Below are 15,536 nucleotides of genomic sequence, written 5' to 3'. Positions count from 1 at the left end.
CGCTGCCGCTGCCGCTGCCGCTGCCGCTGCCGCTGCCGCTATCGCTGCCGCTGCCGCTGCCGCTGCCGCTATCGCTGCCGCTGTAGGTCGGCTTTAGATATAAGTTGAGTATGAGTAATTTCATTCGGTTATGTTGGTAAATGTTGAGTATGAGATCATTACATTCCGTTATGTGACAAAAGCATGTTGTGCTTTTTGCAACAATAATGTGGAAAGTAGCAGGGCAGAGCTGAAATATTGTACGGTGTACAACATTTTCCCCCACAAGCAGGGTTTATTGGCTGAAATGTTGTATCCTGTACAACATTCTCCCGATAAACCATTAATCTGTCTTGGATTGTTGTACTGGATACAACAATCCCTGTTTCTTTTCAATCAGTAATATTTGGTTCATTTTTCCGAAATAGCAGTAACAGTAAATAGGGACGTTGATTTGTTGTTCACAGGACATGGAGTGCCGTAGTAAGGCAAGGCATGGCATGACATGAAGGAGGAGGAAGGCAAATGAATCAGAGCGGAAGCTTGCGCCGTCGCCCGGTTGCACTCGTTACCGGCTCGTCCAGCGGCTTTGGGCTGTTGTCCTGCATCGAGCTGGCGAAGGAAGGGTACGATGTGATCGCGACGATGCGCGACACCAGTAAGCAGGGTGAGCTTCAAGCTGCCGCTGCGCAAGCGGGCGTCTCGCCCCATGTGCGGTGCGTGGCGATGGATGTAACGGAATTTGCGCAAGTGGAGGCGGCCGTTCGCGATGCACGCAGTCAATATGGCGGCATCGATGTTCTGGTGAACAATGCGGGATTTGCCGTGGGCGGATTTGTCGAGGATATTCCGCTTGCCGATTGGCAGCGGCAGATGGACACGAATTTTTTCGGCGTTGTCGCCGTCACGAAGGCGGTACTGCCCATCATGCGCGAACGAGGCAGCGGCACAATTATCAATATCGGCAGCGTCAGCGGCAAAATCGGCTTCCCCGGCTATGGGCCGTACGCCGCCTCGAAGTTCGCCGTCGCGGGGTTCAGCGAGGCGCTGCGCCTTGAAATGCTGCCGTTTGGCGTCCGGATTGTGCTGATCGAGCCGGGCTCGTATAAAACGCCAATCTGGCAGAAGGGGTTCGCTTCGATCATGACGAAGCCCGATTCGCCATATGCGGCGCAGATGGAGGCCGTGCTGCGTTACTCGCGGCGTTCGGCGGAAACGGCCCCGGACCCGATCGAGGTTGCGCATGCCGTCGTCAAAGCCGCCACGAAGCGCCGTCCCAAGCTTCGCTATACGATGGGCCAGGGCGCGCTTCTGGCGGCGTTTGCCAAGACGGTGCTGCCGTGGAAATGGTTCGAGGCGATCATTCGGCGCAGTCTTTAGCGAGTGATCCCTACTGCCGGTCCGCGTCGACGAGCTTAAACGCGAACGTCTACATTTCCCCCAAGGTGCGGCTGAACGCTTTGCTGCAGCATTTGCACGAGCTGTTGGCCCTGCTGCTCCATCGTATCCTTGGCTTTGCCGAGCACGGCAAGACTGACCTGCATCCCGAGTTGGGCTTGCTTGTACGATATCGCGGACGAGCTGATTCCGGAAACGTCCATCGCTGACACCTCCATTCCAAATGTTTGCAATCCCATTGTACAACATGGCCAAAAACCCCTTCAATACGACTAACGGTACCTGTCGGCATGAAGGGGTTAAGTGCGTTTCGAGTTATTGCGTTACCCTCGAAGGCTGTGCTTGCAAATCACCGCATGAATGGCAAAATAGTCGATTTCCTTCGGGAGCGCTTCTTTGATCGGCTTGAGCTTGTCCAAGCCAATCTCCTGGATCGTCTCCACGATCAAGCTTTCGTAACCGGCCGGTATAATCTCGTCCCAATCGACGGCGAACCCTTCCTCCGCGCAGCGGATGACATGGTTCTGGATCGTGACGACGCTCATGCCGCGTTCCTTGGCAATGTCGCGCACCGTCATCCGCTGCGCGGTAAACATGTTGTACGTGACGACATGGCTTGGCAGGTCGTCCGCGGCTCCGTTATCCTCTGACGAGGAGCGGGAGAAGCCGCCGCCGCCCCGCGCCTCCGGAGCTGAAGCGGAGAAGAAGCCGCCGCCCCGCACCTCAGGAGTTGAAGCGGAGAAGAAGTCTCCGCCACCCTGATCTTCCGGAGCAGAAGGAAAGAAGCCGTCGTCCCACGCGTCCGGAGCTGAAGGAGAGAAAAAGCCGTCACCACTCTGTTCATCAGGAGCGGAAGCGAAGAGGGCATCCATGTCGCGGGACGCCACCGCGTCGAATGCGCCGCCGCTTTGGCGTGACCCGCCTGCCCGTTTGCCGCGGCTTGGGCCAGGCCGCTCGTCACTCCGCCCTGAACCGCCGCCAGCCTTCGTGCTAACCGCAGACCCGCTGCGCCCGACGTTCGCCGCGCCGCTATAGCCGCCCGTGCGCTCAGCCTCGGCCGGCGCTTCGCCGTTCTCGGCGAGGTAACCCCGAATGACGGCGAGAAACGCTTCGCCGTATTTGCGCACCTTCGCCTCGCCGAGCCCTTTGACGGCGCGCAGCCCGCGCTCGTCACGGGGCTTCGCCTGCGCCATCTCGCGCAGCGTCGCGTCGGCGAATACCATAAACGCCGGGATGCGTTCCTTGGCGGCGATGTCCTTGCGCAGCTCGCGTAACAGCCCGAACAGCGAGTCGTCGACATCGCGCCGAACAGCCTGCTTTTGCGTCCGCACCTTTTGCAAGACCCGTTCGTTGCCGAGCAGCACGCTCGTTGCCCGTTCCGCCAACTGCAGGACGGGATATTGCCCGTCCGTCACTTGCAAGTATCCTTCGGCGGTCAGCGCATTGATTCGGTCGACGATGTCCTTCTCCGACAAGCCGCTCAAAATCCCGTACGTCGACAGCGAGTCGAAGCCGAGCTCGCGCACCCGCTTGTCCTTCGCACCGCGCAGCACCTTCGCGACGAGCGTCGTGCCGAACCGTTCGCGCATCCGCTTGACGCACGAAAATATTTTCAGCGCCTCGTCCGTCATGTCGACCGTTTCGCTTGTATCGGTGCAACTGCTGCACCGGCCGCATTCGTCGCTGTTGTCTTCGCCGAAATACCTCACGACATACTGCTGAAGACAGCGCGGCGTGTGGCAGTAGTCGATCATCGCCTTCATTTTTTTATATTCCAGTGCTTTGCGGTCTTCGGTCAGGTTTCCTTGCTCCAGCAGAAATTTCTGGATATGGATATCCTGCGGGCTGAACAGCAGCACGCATTCGCCGGGATCGCCGTCGCGGCCGGCCCGTCCGGCTTCCTGGTAATAGGCCTCGATATTTTTCGGCATATTGTAGTGGATGACGAACCGGACGTTCGGCTTGTCGATCCCCATACCGAAGGCGTTCGTCGCGACCATGACGCGCAGCTCGTCGTACAAGAACCGCTCCTGCATGTCGGCGCGCTCCTCGTCCGTCATGCCGGCATGGTATTTGCCGACCGGTACGCCTAGCCGCCGCACGAACTCGTACAGCTGCTCGACATCCTTGCGCGTCGCGGCATAAATAATGCCCGCTTCGTCCTGATGATCCCGCACATACTGCGTAATATAGTCGCGCTTGTTCTCGCCTTTGACGATGGAGAAGGCCAGGTTGTCACGGCTGAAGCCGGTGACGTAAACGTTAGCGCCGCGAAGCGACAGGATGCGCACGATGTCTTCGACGACCTCGGTCGTTGCCGTCGCCGTAAAAGCGCTGATGATCGGGCGCTGCGGCAGCTGTCCGATCAGGTCGACGATCGCCATGTAGCTCGGCCGGAAATCGTGCCCCCAATGCGAAATGCAGTGCGCTTCGTCGATCGCGATCAGCGGAATATGCAGTTGGCCGAGCAGGGCGACGAACCGCTCCGACTCGAGCCGCTCCGGCGCGATGTAGAGCAGCTTGTATTCGCCTTGCGCCGCTTTGCGAATCCGGCTGCGGGCTTCATTCGCGTCCAGCGAGCTATTGATGAACGTCGCCGGAATGTCCAAGCTTTCGAGCGTATCGACTTGGTCTTTCATCAGCGAGATGAGCGGCGAAACGACAAGCGTCGTGCCGTTCAGCGCCAGCGCCGGAATTTGGTAGCAGATCGATTTGCCGCCCCCGGTCGGCAGCACGCCAACCGTGTCCCGACCCTGCAAAATGCTGGCGACGATGTCGGACTGGCCTTTGCGAAAGGCGGTATATCCGTAATATTGGCGGAGCAATGTATGGGCTTGTTCCAACATGGCATTCATTAAAGTCACCTCGGAAAAAAACTTTCAACCCGTACAATTCGACAGCGCCATGGCCGATTCCTGTATTCGTGCCGAATGATTGTTGGAGCCTATGGGAATATTATTCAACGAAGGAGGCTGGTTCCAATGGCTGACAAAATCAAAGAACAAGTAGCGGCCGTACGCAAAAACGGCGACGGCGACATCGTGGAGTTCAAGTTCGCTTCCGGCAAAGTGGTCGACTACAAAACGGCGCAGCAAATGGTCCGCAACGACGAAATCGAGAACATGAATTTGTTCCGGGGCCGCGACGGGGACGAGCATCTGCGGTCGGATCCGGATGGCCGGGAAGACAACAACCTGGATAATCTCCCGACATTTTGATCGCGATATTGGCTTAACGCGGATATAGGCACCACACCATGGGCACCTGCATAGTATGCAAGGAAAGCAATACGAGGGAGGTGCCTCTTTCCATGGACAATCCGAATTATCCGGGACTTAACGTTGGCGGGAATGTGTTTCAAGCGAATCCGAACGTCGTTCAGGCCATGCAGCAATCCAAAGAGAACGCGATGACGGCTTGCAAAAAATGCATGAATGCCAGAGTGCAAGTGCATACGGTGCATGGCCACGTTTTCGAAGGCGACGTTGTGGATGTCGACAACGATCATCTCTACTTACGTTTGACTCCATTTGACGGCAGGGGATTTTTCCCGTTCGCTTTTGGCGGAAGCAATACGATTCTCACCTTGTCGTTGTTCACGCTGCTTGCGATTGCGTTGATTTGACGCGAGTTTCCCGCATTTCCGTCCGCAAGAGTCCGCGATGCCTTATGGCGTTGTCGGGCTCTTCTATTTTGTTGTGCTATACTGGTCGAAAAGGCTAAAACGGATGGAAGCGGAGGTAGACGATGACCGAATCCGAATTGAACGTCAAAAACTGCCCGATCTGCGGAAAGGACAATCGCTGCGGCAACGTCAAAGACCCGGTGTCGCGGGCGTGCTGGTGTGCGAAGGAGGTTTTTCCGCAGGGCATTTTCGAGCTTGTGCCCGCCGAGCTGTTGAACAAATCGTGCATATGCAAATCATGCCTGGATCGGTTCAAAGCGGGGTCGTCGGAAACTTCATGAACTATGTATTAGTGGCGCACAAAAAAAGGGGCGGAGCGTTACCGCTGCTGCCCGGGCATGATTCTGACGATGCCGATTTCCGAGGCGTTGATGGCAAACGCGTTGCCGCCTTGGTTGATCGTCGCGTTGGCGGATTGCTTTACCTTAACTCGGATGGATTTCCGATTTACTTTTTTTGTTTGGGACGATGAACGTTTCATCGGGATCACCTCCTTTTTTTCGTTTTGCCGGGCTTGCCGTCTTTATGCTGCTCTTTCATGATTTGAACGTTAACCGCATTGCTTGCCAGTACGTTCCCTTGAGTGGCCTCTGCGTTAGCCCTTTGCGTTATATGGATGACGATAAAATGATTTTTGCCTACGCGGTACCGGTACGTTTTGACGTGGTTGCGCTGCACGGAAACCCTCCTCCCATCGAAGCCTCATTGTTATGTTATGGCCGAGCTCGAGCCGCCGCCGCGGCAAAATGGCGATGGCGATGAGCATATTATGTTGTCCAATGGATAGACATGGCAATGACGGGGTAATGTATCATCGAATGCACGTATGATGAGGAGGTCTATCCATGAAGCGATTGACAAAAATATTCGCGCGGCGCGTTCTGCCCGTTATGATGACCGTCGTTATGGCGGCAGCCGGCTTGACCGCCGTGGGAACAGGCACAGCGAAAGCCTCGGCGGTCATGCAAGAGGCGAAGGTTCTATCGCGGGTACCGCTGCAGGAGCCATCACGGGTACCCGTTCAGTCACAGTCGCAGGTAATGCCGACGGTACCAACACAGTCGCCGTCGCAAGCAGCGACAGAGGCGTCGCAACAAGCTCCGACGCAAGCAGCGACAGAGGCGCAGTCGCAGGTGCCGACTCAAGCACCGTCTCAGGTGCCGACACAAGCAGCGACAGAGGCGCAGTCGCAAGTGCCGACACAAGCACCAACAGAGGTGCCGCCGCGAGCGCCGACACAAGCACCGACAGAAGCGCCGCCGCAAGCGCAGTCGCAGGTGCCGACTCAAGCACCGACAGAGGTGCCGCCGCGAGCGCCGACACAAGCACCGACAGAAGCGCCGCCGCAAGCGCAGTCGCAGGTGCCGACTCAAGCACCGACAGAGGTGCCGCCGCGAGCGCCGACACAAGCACCGACAGAGGTGCCGCCGCAAGCGCCGACACAAGCACCAACAGAGGTGCCGCCGCAAGCGCCGACACAAGCACCGACAGAGGTGTTGCAACAAGCTCCGACGCAAGTACCAACAGAAGCGCCGCCTCAGGATTCGCACCAAGATCCTTCGCATGGACAAGCGCCTTCGATCCGTCCGAGAATGCATAACGGAACGATGCTGCTGACCATTCAGACGGACGAAAAAGATGTCACCGGCGATCGCAAGCCGGACCATATTATGCTGCTCGGCCGTAAAATCGACCCCAGCAGCCCGTATTTCAAGAGACTGGTCATTCTTGTCGATAACAAAGCCGGGAAAACCGTCACGTTAATTCCGGCAATCGGCGGCTATAATCCGAAGATGCAATTTTGCGATTTTACCGGCGACAAGGTGAACGATATATTGGTTTCGGCGGAAACGGGAGGGAGCGGGGGAACGTCGGATTATACGATCGCTTCGGTCAAAGACGGCAAGCCGGTCAAATTGCCTGTACCAAAGCCGCTCGATATCAAGGGTCAGTTGGCTGACGGTTATAAGGCTAACATTACGATCGTCAATACGAACCAGACGGTGACGATCGATCTGATGGACCATAAGCAAACCTACGACCAGGCCGGCGTTTATAAGGACGGCAAGCTCGTTAAGCCGGTTGAAGTGATGGTGAACGGTTATGGAGCGCTGAAACCGGTCGATATCGACAGAGACGGCACCTGCGAGCTCGTTGGAATTCAGCGAATCAGCGGAATCGCCAATGCCGATACGATTGCTTACGCGACCTCCGTCTGGAAGTGGGACAAGGATCATTGGAAGCTGCTGAAAGCCGAAGTGAAGAAAACGCTGTTAGAATAGGCGCAATATTGCCGGAGCATACAGCGGAGTTCGTCGCGGCGATAAAGACGTAGGCCATGAGCTTATCTGGCTAAGGGATAATGGCAACGGCCCTGCGATACGATGCGACGTCCAGCGTCGAGACATCGGCGAGAGTCCGTATCTACGAAAAGCTGCCGGCAAGAGGATAAACGCTTACCGGCAGCACCATAACAACTGGAAAACCTGCAGTTATTTTTGTCCCAAACCGCCAACTTCCCCACTTTAACTGGAAAACATGAAGTTAATTTTTGCAAAATACTCCCCTTGAGAGGAATCCCGTCAGATTAACTACATGAAACCCATTTAAATCCGTAAAATACCTTCCGTCCTACGGAATTAACTGCACCTTTTCCAGTTATTCCGCACCAAGAAAAAAGGGAAACGACCCGCATGAGTCATTTCCCTTTCTTATTGCCCATTACCCTCTCCTGTTGCCCATTACCAGCCCCCTGCGCTTCGAGCCGCCTGGTTAAGGCAGCGCTCTCCCACGCGAGCTGACGTACAGCGAGTACCATTCTTCCCGCGTCAGTTGCACTTTCTCCGCATCGGCGCATGCCATGATCCGCTCCGGGTTCACGGTGCCGATGACCGGCTGAATACCGGCCGGATGCTTCATCAGCCACGCCAGCACGATCGCTTCCGCAGTCGTTTCCTTTTCCTCCGCCAACTTCCGAACGAGCTCCGCGGTTTGCTTGATGTTGTCGCTCTGGCCGTCCAGCGAACGACCCGAGAACACGCCTTGCGCAAGCGGTCCCCACGACTGAATTTGAATGTTCTCCAGGCGGCAATATTCCAAAGTCCCCTCAGGGAAAATATCGCCTTTCGCAGCTTCCTGGTTCACATGAACGCCCTGATCAAGCCAGCCGATTTTGGCCAAGCTCAGCTCCAGCTGGTTGGCGACAAACGGCTCGTCACAATACGTCTGCAGCAGATTGATTTGCCCCGCGCTCATGTTCGATACGCCGAAAAAGCGGACCTTGCCGGACGCCTTCAACTGATGAACCGCACCGGCCACTTCCTCCGGATCCATCAGCGGATCCGGGCGGTGGAACAGCAGGAAGTCGATGTAATCGACGCCGAGCCGCTCCAAGATGCCGTCTACGCTGCTGAGGATATGTTCCTCCGAGAAATCGTACCGCCCCGGCACGCCGTCTTCGGCGAAACGGATGCCGCATTTGGACTGAATGAAGATGTCGTCGCGCAGCTCCGGTCTTTCCTTCAGCACTTGCCCGAACACTTTTTCAGCTTTGCCCATTGTGTAAATGTTCGCATGGTCGAACATATTGATGCCGATCGATAAAGCGGCTTCGACGGCGCGATGCGCCTGCTTCACATGCTCTGCCGTATAAGGCTCATGGTTCCAACCTCCGCCAAGCCCCATGCAGCCAAGTACGAGCCGGCTGACAGGAATGCCGCGCTGTTGTAGAGGAATTGCTTTTGCCATATGTCGATCACTCCCGGTGTTGTCGTTATGGTTATCGTTAATTTCATCGTAAGTTTACTACATCCGGAGGCGAAAGAATAGGCAAGTATCAGGAAAAAGGATCGCCAACTTGTTTACGGTGAATGCTTCGTCGGCTGGCGACAACAAGCTCATTGTCAAATACTCGAACGGAATGGGCAAAGATCAGTCGTTGGGGCTGCTCGTTAATGGCGAATTCGTCAACAACACGGTGTATTCGCAGACCGGCAGCTGGGATACGAGCTGGGGCACAAGTGGAGCAAACACTCCGAATTGTACCGCGTACTCTGCTCGAGGGCTTAAGAAGACCGGGTTTTGGCTAAAATGCGGATATACATTCAATATCGGAGTTGAAAACATATGAAATTCGAGCTAGGCCGCTGCCTGCTTCATGAACGCTTGACCGCATCGGGGATGACGGCAAACGAGCTTGCGCACACTTTGCAATATAAGCCGGAGCGTATAGCGGATTATATGGACAATAAGAGGATCATGCCGCTCAAAACAGCGATATCGATCGCATATACGATCGGTTGCGCGGTGAATGAGCTGTACGAGCTCACCCCGATTTCAGTTGACACTCCAGCGGCCGATAACTACAATTAAATTGAACTGACTAGTCAGAATAACAAAAGAGGAGTGATTCCATGCCCGAATTTGCTTATGATCTGAAAGTCGAAGTAGAACCGACGGAGCAAGCGCGCAGAGGAGAATTGGTGACGATATTTGCCAATGTCAGCAACAGCAATGAACAAGTGCGAAATGTCGTATTTACCGTTCCGGAACATGGCATTTATTTGACATTCCAACATGTCGGCGAAGGGCGTTACCGCTTGAACTTCAGCATTCCGTACGATGCGCCGGCGGGATCGTACCTGCCTCGAGTGCACGCCACGAATTCGCTCGGACAGAAGGGAACCGTTGTCTCCGTCCCATATCGCGTTCAATAATTGGATCATCTTATTGATAGGGTACTCATACGGTGCATTTATACGCCGGAGGGTACCCTTATTCTTTTGGACATCATATTCGCTCATAATCAAACTTTCATTAGATTCGGGTTATGGAGATATGTAGAATATAACTTATAGATATCGAAGCCGGAGGGGTTAGGATGCAAAAAATGAGCTCGCTCGCCGAGCATATACGCGAATTGGAAGAACGGCTGCTGAGCCCTGAAATTCGAACGAATGTCGCCGAGCTGGATCGGCTGCTTGCGGATGATTTTTTTGAGTATGGGAGTTCCGGCAATGTTTACTATAAAAAAGATTGCGTCGTAGAGGGCGGCATAAGCGTTCGCGAGCTGTTCCTCTTTGACTTTCAAATCCATCCGCTAGCGGTGGATGCAGTACTGGCAACGTACCGCATAGAAGACAGGACCAGACTGCAGCATACGTTACGCAGTTCGATATGGAGATACAGGGACGGACGATGGCAAATGTTTTTTCACCAAGGAACCGTAATTTGATGGGGGGCCGGTAAAAATGAACTTGTACGGCTGGGCGAACTGTCCCGAACAGCACAAGGAACAGATCTTGAAGTTGAAGGACAAGCTTGTTGACGATTTGGGAACGAATCTTGCCGGGATTTACCTTCACGGGTCGTTGGCTCTTGGCAGCTTTAATCCGAATGCAAGCGACGTTGACGTTATTGTGCTGCTGCATGAAGGGATCGGCACGGATTTGAAATTTGAACTTGTCCAGGCTTTCCTTGAGCTTTCCAATCATCCGTCTCCGATTGAGATTAGTTTGATTACGATGGACGCGGTCCACCCGTGGAAGCACCCGACTCCTTTTGAACTACATAGCAGCGAGTACTGGAGAGAGCGGTATGAAGAGCAGGTCCGCTTGAAAAATAAAGCGTTTTGGGAAGGGACGCCGGTAGACAGCGATCTCGCCTGTCACATCACGCTCATTAATCAAAGGGGCATCTGCCTGTACGGATTGCCGATTAAGCAAGCATTTCCGCCCGTCCCCGAACAGGACTTTCGGTCTTCTTTGCTAAGCGATATTCAATACGCCGCGAATGCCGTCCATACGTTGCCCGTTTACGGGATATTGACTTTAAGCAGGGTGCTGTCCTACTTGGAGACTGGGGATATATTGTCCAAGGCTCAGGCCGGAGAATGGGTGCTTCCGTTGATTCCCGAGAATCTTAGGTACATCGTCGAGTGGGCTGTGAATCGATATACAGGGATAAGCGATGAAAACATTCAATTTGACGAAGGCGATTTAGAGCAGTATAAAAATTTGATATTGTCCAGGATCGATGAACATCGCTAAGAACGGTAAGGGAAGAAATATTTTTTAAGAAGGTTGATAGATTTCGAAGCTCATTTGCATCTAGGTAAAGTGAATACGAAACCAAAGGAGCAGATGCAAAATGAAACAAGTTTTGGAACGGCCCCAGTTGACATGGGGCGAATGTTACAGCTCGCTGCCGTTGGCGCTATACGGTGCGACAAAGTATACCCGGAAGCGGGCGTATGGGTTGCCCGAGTTTCTTGCCCATACGACGTTTGCGTTCCGTACGAGCGTGAGGCGTCGTAGGAAGGACGATGGACAATTTGGGCTTCGGCGCAACGTTTATTCATGAACGGGATCTTGAGGAGCTTTCCACCGGGCTGCTTGACCGCGCTTTATCGATGATTCGCGATTCGATCGGGAGAGGCATTCCCGTGGTCGGACACAATCTCGAAAATTACGAATACGGGCTCATTTACGGTTACGACGACGCAGAAGCGCAATTGTACATATGCGATATTTCGGCGCAAGAAGGGAAAACGCTCGCGTACGATCAGCTCGGCAAACGTCCATTGAACGGCATGCCGATCGGTCCGGAGCTGACTTTAATCGCGCTGAAGGATCGGCCCGAGGTACCGCAGCTGGACGTCAACCGGAGCCCGGAGCAGGATGGAAGCTATAGGAGGACGCTTGCGCGTACGCTTGGTTTCATTATTGATCACCTAACGGGAGAGGAGCCCGTCGTCGGCGGGTTCGAGCATGGACGGGGCGCATTTGACGCGTGGGTCGAGGCTTTTCAGGAGCGGAAGGTTCATTCGATCGGCAACGGCTACAACATTATGCTGTTCGCCAATGCGAGAAAGTTTGCGATCCGGTTTCTGCTCGAATCGAGCCAGCCGGACTTCTTCCGGGTACATGACGTAAGGCTGCAGGAGCTGATGGCCCAAGCGGCCGTGCATTATACGGAAGCTTATGCGGAATGGATTGCGCTTAGGCACCGGTTTCCGTTCACTCAGCCGATTGATACGTCAAGCGCGGAGGTTGTGGAGCCGACCGTCCGGCAGCTGCTGCGGATCCAAGAGCTTGAGGGCAAAGCATTGGCGCTGTTTCAACAAATGCGTGACGTATTGCAGCAATAAAAGGGCAGCGTAAGCCCTTGCCCCTAAGCGAAGGTTCCGCAGGGCGGCGTCGATGAAACGACCGCCCGGGTGGAATCTTCCGGCTTAATTGCGATCGATACATGCCTCCATCCATTGCCCCGTCATCCGGAGCTGCTCGACCTCCAGCTTCATGGTAGGGGCAAGCGATCCGGCATCGGCGACGCGGCTGCGAAGCTCTATAGGCAAACCTTCAAGCTGCATGTGATACTTCGCATTGATCGGGTAACATTGGCGCTCAATAACCGAGGCAAGTCCTAAGAAGCTTTGCAGCCGTTCCGCGTCGAAGGAAGGGTCGCCCTGCCGTTCGATCAAGCGGACATACAGTTGCGGGTGGAAATTGGCCATAACCCCGCTGAAACCGGATGCGCCCATCCGCAATGATTCCAGCAGCGTCGCCGAATTGGCGTTGAACAGCTTGAGCCCGCTGCCGCGAACGGCATCCAGCTTCGCCTGAATAAGCCGAAGATCGCAGCTGGTGTCCTTCAAAAATTTGAACCTCCCGGTATCTGCGCACCACCGAAGCAAATCGGGGGACAGCAAACGTTTGAAGGGGTAGGGGCATTCGTATATGCCAAACGTCATGTCCGGTACGGCGTTCAGGATCGCTTCCGCATGGATCCGCCACATTTCCTCCGATTGCTCCGGTTCGGCAAGCCGGTTGCTGACAAGAACAAACGCATCGATTCCGGTGTCGGAAATCCGTTTGATCTCCTCAATTTGCTCCTTTGAATCCTCCGAGATATGTCCTGACGCGATGACGGGCACTCGCCCGCCTGCTTGTTCCCGGACAAATCGGGCGATCTGAACGCGTTCGTCCAGCGATAAGCGGAACATCTCGCTGGACTGGCAAACCGCGAACAATCCATGTACCCCTTGTCCGATATACCACTCGACCAGATGCTCCAATCCGTCGTAATCCGGCTGCCCGTCCGCCGCAAACGGCGTAATCATCGTCGGCCAAACACCGTCGCAGATTACCGAACGCTGAGCTTTTTTCGACATCGACTCCGACCTCCTTCCAGTCTGTTTCTGCCTGCTTCAATTGCCTCATTCGTCTTCGACGAAAATTCGAATCAGGACCTTCAATCAAACGCGATTTCCCAAAAAGCGATCGTCTCCCGGTTCCGGGTGTATGTAATATACAGCTTGTTATTTCTAGCCACGATAGCCGGGTAGGAGAACTCGCCGGGCTCGGATTCGAGTGTCAGTACTTCCTGCCAATTGGCGCCGTTATCGGAAGAGTGGCTAAGGATGAGCGGAGAACGCGCCGCCCAGTTGCCGGCAACCGGATTATGAACAAGGAATAGCCGCCCGTCTTCCAGCTTCACCAGATCGATGCCGCTGTTATTGTTCGGCTGGGATGTCGCGTAAGCTTCGCACCATGTCGCGCCGCCGTCCATGGAATCGCTCCGGTAAATCGCACCTTCCGTGCTGCGAAGCAGCATATGGACGATTCCGGGTGCGCTTTCCCACAGCGTCGGCTGGATGACGCCGAGTCCTTGCAAACCGGCATGCCGAAGCGGGACAGCGGTGCTTGGCGTCCAGCTGCGGCCGTTGTCGCGGGATCGATCAACGAATGCATCCCATGCCGTAGCGGTTTCCACGGATGCGGGGGCCAGCCATGTCCCGTCCTGAAGCACGATCATTTTGTTCTTGACCGGCCCCCGTCCGCCGCTGCGGTCGCCCTCTACGAGCTCGATTGGTTTGCTCCATGTCAAGCCGCCGTCCGTCGACGTGCACACGCGGGTGTACCATTCGGGAATATGATGGCCGACTTTGTAGAACAAATAGAGGGTGCCTCCGTCCGGACTTTCGAATAATACGGGGTTCCAGTGAGGCAAGTCGGGTTCGCCGGCAAATCGGAACGGCGGGGACCAAACGCCGTTCTTGCGGACGGAGCCCCAAATATCCACGTCCGAGTCGCCTTCCACTGTTCCTCCGAACCAGGCGCTAACGATCGTGCCGTCGGTTAATACGGCGAGTGTCGAGGCATGGCATTGCCGAAAAGGCCGGTTAGGTTCGGCAAAAATATAGCTTTTGTCCGTCATCGTAAAATTCATAACGGTAATTCCGCCTTTCAAAGGATTATATGAATCGCTTGCTAAAACGTTAAACTAAACATAGTTTAGTAATTATCCAAAGCAGTGTCAACAGTTTTAAGCAGTTGAGAGTTGAATGTCACAAAGGGGGAACGTATAATATGGGCAGGAGATATAACGTTTTAGCATGGGTTTGTTGAAACAAGCAGAGGAGATATTCCCTAGATGGTTACGATCAAAGACATTGCCGCCAAAGCGAACGTATCGCTTACGACGGCGTCCCTGGTTCTGAACGGAAAGGAAGGCGCGGTGCGCATTTCCGACAAAACGAAATCGCATGTACTGGAGGTCGCCGCCGCGCTGGGTTATGTCCCGAACTTATCGGCTCGCTTGCTGCGGCAGCAAGGAGGCAACCCGCTGTCGATGGCGTTGCTGCTGCCGCACGATTCGCGGGTGTCCATTATGGGGGACATTATAACCGGGATCCAGCGGTTTCTCGGATCCGGCGAAGCGCCGGTCAAATGCTCGTTGACGGTGGAAATGTACAATTCGGGGGAGCTGTCCCATATTCAAGGATTGAAGGAGTCGGTCAGGTACAATGGGGCGATTCTAGCCAATTTATCCGGCGAAGACGAACAATACATGCAGCGGGTTCCGAGCAAAATCCCTTGCGTGCTGCTGCAGCGGAAATCGGCTGCGCACGACAGCGTCGACGCCGACAACATAACGGCAGGCAAAGAAGTCGCCCGCCATTATGTCGCGAACGGACACCGCAAAATCGTCGTCCTCGTACCCGAGCTTTCGTCCAACGCGCTAAGCAGGCGGGTGAACGGCATTATGGAGGAGTTGTCGATGGTCAAGACGCATGCGGTTGAGCCGGTGATCCGGTTTTGCGCATTTTCCGAAGAAGGAGGCTACCTTGCGGTCAACGATCTTCTTGCCGAAGGCATCATTCCAACGGCGATCGCGAGCCTTAGCGACCAGATTGCCATGGGCGCCTTGTCTGCGTTGAATCGGCATGGAATCGCCGTTCCGGAAGAGTGCGAATTGATCGGCTTCGATAACTTGTCGATGTCGCCGTATACGGTGCCGCCGCTGTCCACGGTTTCCGTTCCCGTGCAGGAAATGGCGTTTGAAGCGAGCCGGATGCTGCTGGAATCGATTATGAATCCGAACCGCGCCCCGTCGCAAATGTCTTTTTCGATGCCGCTCATTCACCGCTCCACCACGATCGTTCGGTAACGCCTGCATGAAGAAATAGCCGATT

21 protein-coding genes are annotated in these 15,536 nt (G+C 54.9%); 13 read left to right on the top strand and 8 right to left on the bottom strand.

Going from position 1 to position 15,536, the window contains the following annotated elements:
* Nucleotides 1-504: 504 nt before the first annotated feature.
* The gene (locus AC0LWM_RS05715) at nt 505-1,359 is read left to right on the top strand and encodes an SDR family oxidoreductase (RefSeq protein ID WP_474673949.1); all 855 of its coding nucleotides are present in this window, start codon (nt 505-507) and stop codon (nt 1,357-1,359) included.
* A gap of 35 nt (nt 1,360-1,394) precedes the next feature.
* Here AC0LWM_RS05715 and AC0LWM_RS05710 read toward each other — a convergent pair whose 3' ends face one another.
* Both AC0LWM_RS05710 and recQ read right to left on the bottom strand, forming a co-directional pair.
* Entirely contained in the window at nt 1,395-1,580 is a 186-nt protein-coding gene (locus tag AC0LWM_RS05710; protein WP_474673948.1) for a YjfB family protein, read from the bottom strand.
* Nucleotides 1,581-1,700: 120 nt separating this feature from the next.
* Nucleotides 1,701-4,223 (bottom strand): DNA helicase RecQ, encoded by a 2,523-nt coding sequence (gene recQ / locus AC0LWM_RS05705; protein WP_474674207.1) that lies wholly within the window; start codon nt 4,221-4,223, stop codon nt 1,701-1,703.
* 135 nt (nt 4,224-4,358) lie between these two features.
* Here recQ and AC0LWM_RS05700 point away from each other — a divergent pair, with 135 nt between their 5' ends.
* The 3 genes from AC0LWM_RS05700 (at nt 4,359) to AC0LWM_RS05690 (ending at nt 5,343) form a co-directional block, all read left to right on the top strand.
* Entirely contained in the window at nt 4,359-4,595 is a 237-nt protein-coding gene (locus AC0LWM_RS05700; protein ID WP_474673947.1) for a DUF3892 domain-containing protein, read from the top strand.
* A 92-nt stretch (nt 4,596-4,687) separates the two neighbouring features.
* Complete coding sequence (locus AC0LWM_RS05695) at nt 4,688-5,002, top strand: hypothetical protein (RefSeq protein WP_474673946.1); 315 nt, start codon at nt 4,688-4,690, stop codon at nt 5,000-5,002.
* Nucleotides 5,003-5,124: 122 nt separating this feature from the next.
* Nucleotides 5,125-5,343: a cysteine-rich CWC family protein gene (locus AC0LWM_RS05690; protein ID WP_474673945.1), complete on the top strand. Its 219-nt coding sequence runs from the start codon at nt 5,125-5,127 to the stop codon at nt 5,341-5,343.
* Nucleotides 5,344-5,381: 38 nt separating this feature from the next.
* Here the strand turns inward: AC0LWM_RS05690 and AC0LWM_RS05685 are convergent, their stop codons facing one another.
* The 3 genes from AC0LWM_RS05685 to AC0LWM_RS05675 all read right to left on the bottom strand — a co-directional run bounded on the left by AC0LWM_RS05685 (nt 5,382) and on the right by AC0LWM_RS05675 (nt 6,586).
* The gene (locus AC0LWM_RS05685; protein WP_474673944.1) at nt 5,382-5,543 is read right to left on the bottom strand and encodes a hypothetical protein; all 162 of its coding nucleotides are present in this window, start codon (nt 5,541-5,543) and stop codon (nt 5,382-5,384) included.
* Between the two features lie 5 nt (nt 5,544-5,548).
* Nucleotides 5,549-5,740 carry a hypothetical protein gene (locus AC0LWM_RS05680; RefSeq protein ID WP_474673943.1) on the bottom strand — a complete coding sequence of 64 codons (192 nt, stop codon included), beginning with the start codon at nt 5,738-5,740 and terminating at the stop codon, nt 5,549-5,551.
* 282 nt (nt 5,741-6,022) lie between these two features.
* Nucleotides 6,023-6,586: a hypothetical protein gene (locus tag AC0LWM_RS05675; protein WP_474673942.1), complete on the bottom strand. Its 564-nt coding sequence runs from the start codon at nt 6,584-6,586 to the stop codon at nt 6,023-6,025.
* Between the two features lie 68 nt (nt 6,587-6,654).
* Between AC0LWM_RS05675 and AC0LWM_RS05670 the strand changes: the two genes are divergently transcribed.
* Nucleotides 6,655-7,344 (top strand): hypothetical protein, encoded by a 690-nt coding sequence (locus AC0LWM_RS05670; RefSeq protein ID WP_474673941.1) that lies wholly within the window; start codon nt 6,655-6,657, stop codon nt 7,342-7,344.
* 490 nt (nt 7,345-7,834) lie between these two features.
* Here AC0LWM_RS05670 and AC0LWM_RS05665 read toward each other — a convergent pair whose 3' ends face one another.
* Nucleotides 7,835-8,809, bottom strand: coding sequence for an aldo/keto reductase (locus AC0LWM_RS05665; RefSeq protein ID WP_474673940.1), 975 nt, complete (start codon nt 8,807-8,809; stop codon nt 7,835-7,837).
* A gap of 109 nt (nt 8,810-8,918) precedes the next feature.
* On the opposite strand from AC0LWM_RS05665, the gene AC0LWM_RS05660 reads away from it, so the two are divergent.
* From AC0LWM_RS05660 to AC0LWM_RS05630, 7 genes are all read left to right on the top strand, one after another.
* On the top strand, nt 8,919-9,191 hold the full coding sequence (locus tag AC0LWM_RS05660) for a carbohydrate-binding protein (protein WP_474673939.1): 273 nt from the start codon (nt 8,919-8,921) through the stop codon (nt 9,189-9,191).
* The gene (locus tag AC0LWM_RS05655; RefSeq protein WP_474673938.1) at nt 9,188-9,433 is read left to right on the top strand and encodes a helix-turn-helix domain-containing protein; all 246 of its coding nucleotides are present in this window, start codon (nt 9,188-9,190) and stop codon (nt 9,431-9,433) included. The genes AC0LWM_RS05660 and AC0LWM_RS05655 overlap by 4 nt, the downstream gene beginning before the upstream one ends.
* A 41-nt stretch (nt 9,434-9,474) precedes the next feature.
* Nucleotides 9,475-9,777, top strand: a complete 303-nt coding sequence (locus AC0LWM_RS05650; protein ID WP_474673937.1) for a hypothetical protein — start codon at nt 9,475-9,477, stop codon at nt 9,775-9,777.
* Nucleotides 9,778-9,941: 164 nt separating this feature from the next.
* Nucleotides 9,942-10,295, top strand: coding sequence for a nuclear transport factor 2 family protein (locus tag AC0LWM_RS05645; RefSeq protein WP_474673936.1), 354 nt, complete (start codon nt 9,942-9,944; stop codon nt 10,293-10,295).
* A 16-nt stretch (nt 10,296-10,311) separates the two neighbouring features.
* Nucleotides 10,312-11,109 carry an aminoglycoside adenylyltransferase domain-containing protein gene (locus tag AC0LWM_RS05640; protein ID WP_474673935.1) on the top strand — a complete coding sequence of 266 codons (798 nt, stop codon included), beginning with the start codon at nt 10,312-10,314 and terminating at the stop codon, nt 11,107-11,109.
* Nucleotides 11,110-11,209: 100 nt separating this feature from the next.
* A complete protein-coding gene (locus AC0LWM_RS05635) occupies nt 11,210-11,422 on the top strand; it encodes a hypothetical protein (RefSeq protein WP_474673934.1) in 213 nt (70 codons plus the stop codon).
* The gene (locus AC0LWM_RS05630; RefSeq protein WP_474673933.1) at nt 11,385-12,209 is read left to right on the top strand and encodes a hypothetical protein; all 825 of its coding nucleotides are present in this window, start codon (nt 11,385-11,387) and stop codon (nt 12,207-12,209) included. Before AC0LWM_RS05635 ends, AC0LWM_RS05630 begins: the two co-directional genes overlap by 38 nt.
* 84 nt (nt 12,210-12,293) lie before the next feature.
* On the opposite strand, the gene AC0LWM_RS05625 is transcribed toward AC0LWM_RS05630, so the two are convergent.
* Entirely contained in the window at nt 12,294-13,232 is a 939-nt protein-coding gene (locus AC0LWM_RS05625; protein ID WP_474673932.1) for a dihydrodipicolinate synthase family protein, read from the bottom strand.
* 80 nt (nt 13,233-13,312) lie between these two features.
* Entirely contained in the window at nt 13,313-14,290 is a 978-nt protein-coding gene (locus tag AC0LWM_RS05620; RefSeq protein ID WP_474673931.1) for a sialidase family protein, read from the bottom strand.
* 204 nt (nt 14,291-14,494) lie between these two features.
* Between AC0LWM_RS05620 and AC0LWM_RS05615 the strand changes: the two genes are divergently transcribed.
* Nucleotides 14,495-15,511, top strand: a complete 1,017-nt coding sequence (locus AC0LWM_RS05615; protein WP_474673930.1) for a LacI family DNA-binding transcriptional regulator — start codon at nt 14,495-14,497, stop codon at nt 15,509-15,511.
* The last annotated feature ends 25 nt before the right edge of the window (nt 15,512-15,536 follow it).

The organism is Paenibacillus sp. sgz302148 (assembly GCF_056120465.1).
This window is presented reverse-complemented; position numbering and strand designations above follow the sequence as displayed.

What these genes read in the sequence shown, in the direction of transcription:
- AC0LWM_RS05715 (WP_474673949.1), top strand. Translation starts at nt 505, where the DNA reads ATGAATCAGAGCGGAAGCTTGCGCCGTCGCCCGGTTGCACTCGTTACC.
- AC0LWM_RS05710 (WP_474673948.1), bottom strand. Translation starts at nt 1,580, where the DNA reads ATGGACGTTTCCGGAATCAGCTCGTCCGCGATATCGTACAAGCAAGCC.
- recQ (WP_474674207.1), bottom strand. Translation starts at nt 4,223, where the DNA reads ATGTTGGAACAAGCCCATACATTGCTCCGCCAATATTACGGATATACC.
- AC0LWM_RS05700 (WP_474673947.1), top strand. Translation starts at nt 4,359, where the DNA reads ATGGCTGACAAAATCAAAGAACAAGTAGCGGCCGTACGCAAAAACGGC.
- AC0LWM_RS05695 (WP_474673946.1), top strand. Translation starts at nt 4,688, where the DNA reads ATGGACAATCCGAATTATCCGGGACTTAACGTTGGCGGGAATGTGTTT.
- AC0LWM_RS05690 (WP_474673945.1), top strand. Translation starts at nt 5,125, where the DNA reads ATGACCGAATCCGAATTGAACGTCAAAAACTGCCCGATCTGCGGAAAG.
- AC0LWM_RS05685 (WP_474673944.1), bottom strand. Translation starts at nt 5,543, where the DNA reads ATGAAACGTTCATCGTCCCAAACAAAAAAAGTAAATCGGAAATCCATC.
- AC0LWM_RS05670 (WP_474673941.1), top strand. Translation starts at nt 6,655, where the DNA reads ATGCATAACGGAACGATGCTGCTGACCATTCAGACGGACGAAAAAGAT.
- AC0LWM_RS05665 (WP_474673940.1), bottom strand. Translation starts at nt 8,809, where the DNA reads ATGGCAAAAGCAATTCCTCTACAACAGCGCGGCATTCCTGTCAGCCGG.
- AC0LWM_RS05655 (WP_474673938.1), top strand. Translation starts at nt 9,188, where the DNA reads ATGAAATTCGAGCTAGGCCGCTGCCTGCTTCATGAACGCTTGACCGCA.
- AC0LWM_RS05650 (WP_474673937.1), top strand. Translation starts at nt 9,475, where the DNA reads ATGCCCGAATTTGCTTATGATCTGAAAGTCGAAGTAGAACCGACGGAG.
- AC0LWM_RS05645 (WP_474673936.1), top strand. Translation starts at nt 9,942, where the DNA reads ATGCAAAAAATGAGCTCGCTCGCCGAGCATATACGCGAATTGGAAGAA.
- AC0LWM_RS05640 (WP_474673935.1), top strand. Translation starts at nt 10,312, where the DNA reads ATGAACTTGTACGGCTGGGCGAACTGTCCCGAACAGCACAAGGAACAG.
- AC0LWM_RS05635 (WP_474673934.1), top strand. Translation starts at nt 11,210, where the DNA reads ATGAAACAAGTTTTGGAACGGCCCCAGTTGACATGGGGCGAATGTTAC.
- AC0LWM_RS05630 (WP_474673933.1), top strand. Translation starts at nt 11,385, where the DNA reads ATGGACAATTTGGGCTTCGGCGCAACGTTTATTCATGAACGGGATCTT.
- AC0LWM_RS05625 (WP_474673932.1), bottom strand. Translation starts at nt 13,232, where the DNA reads ATGTCGAAAAAAGCTCAGCGTTCGGTAATCTGCGACGGTGTTTGGCCG.
- AC0LWM_RS05620 (WP_474673931.1), bottom strand. Translation starts at nt 14,290, where the DNA reads ATGAATTTTACGATGACGGACAAAAGCTATATTTTTGCCGAACCTAAC.
- AC0LWM_RS05615 (WP_474673930.1), top strand. Translation starts at nt 14,495, where the DNA reads ATGGTTACGATCAAAGACATTGCCGCCAAAGCGAACGTATCGCTTACG.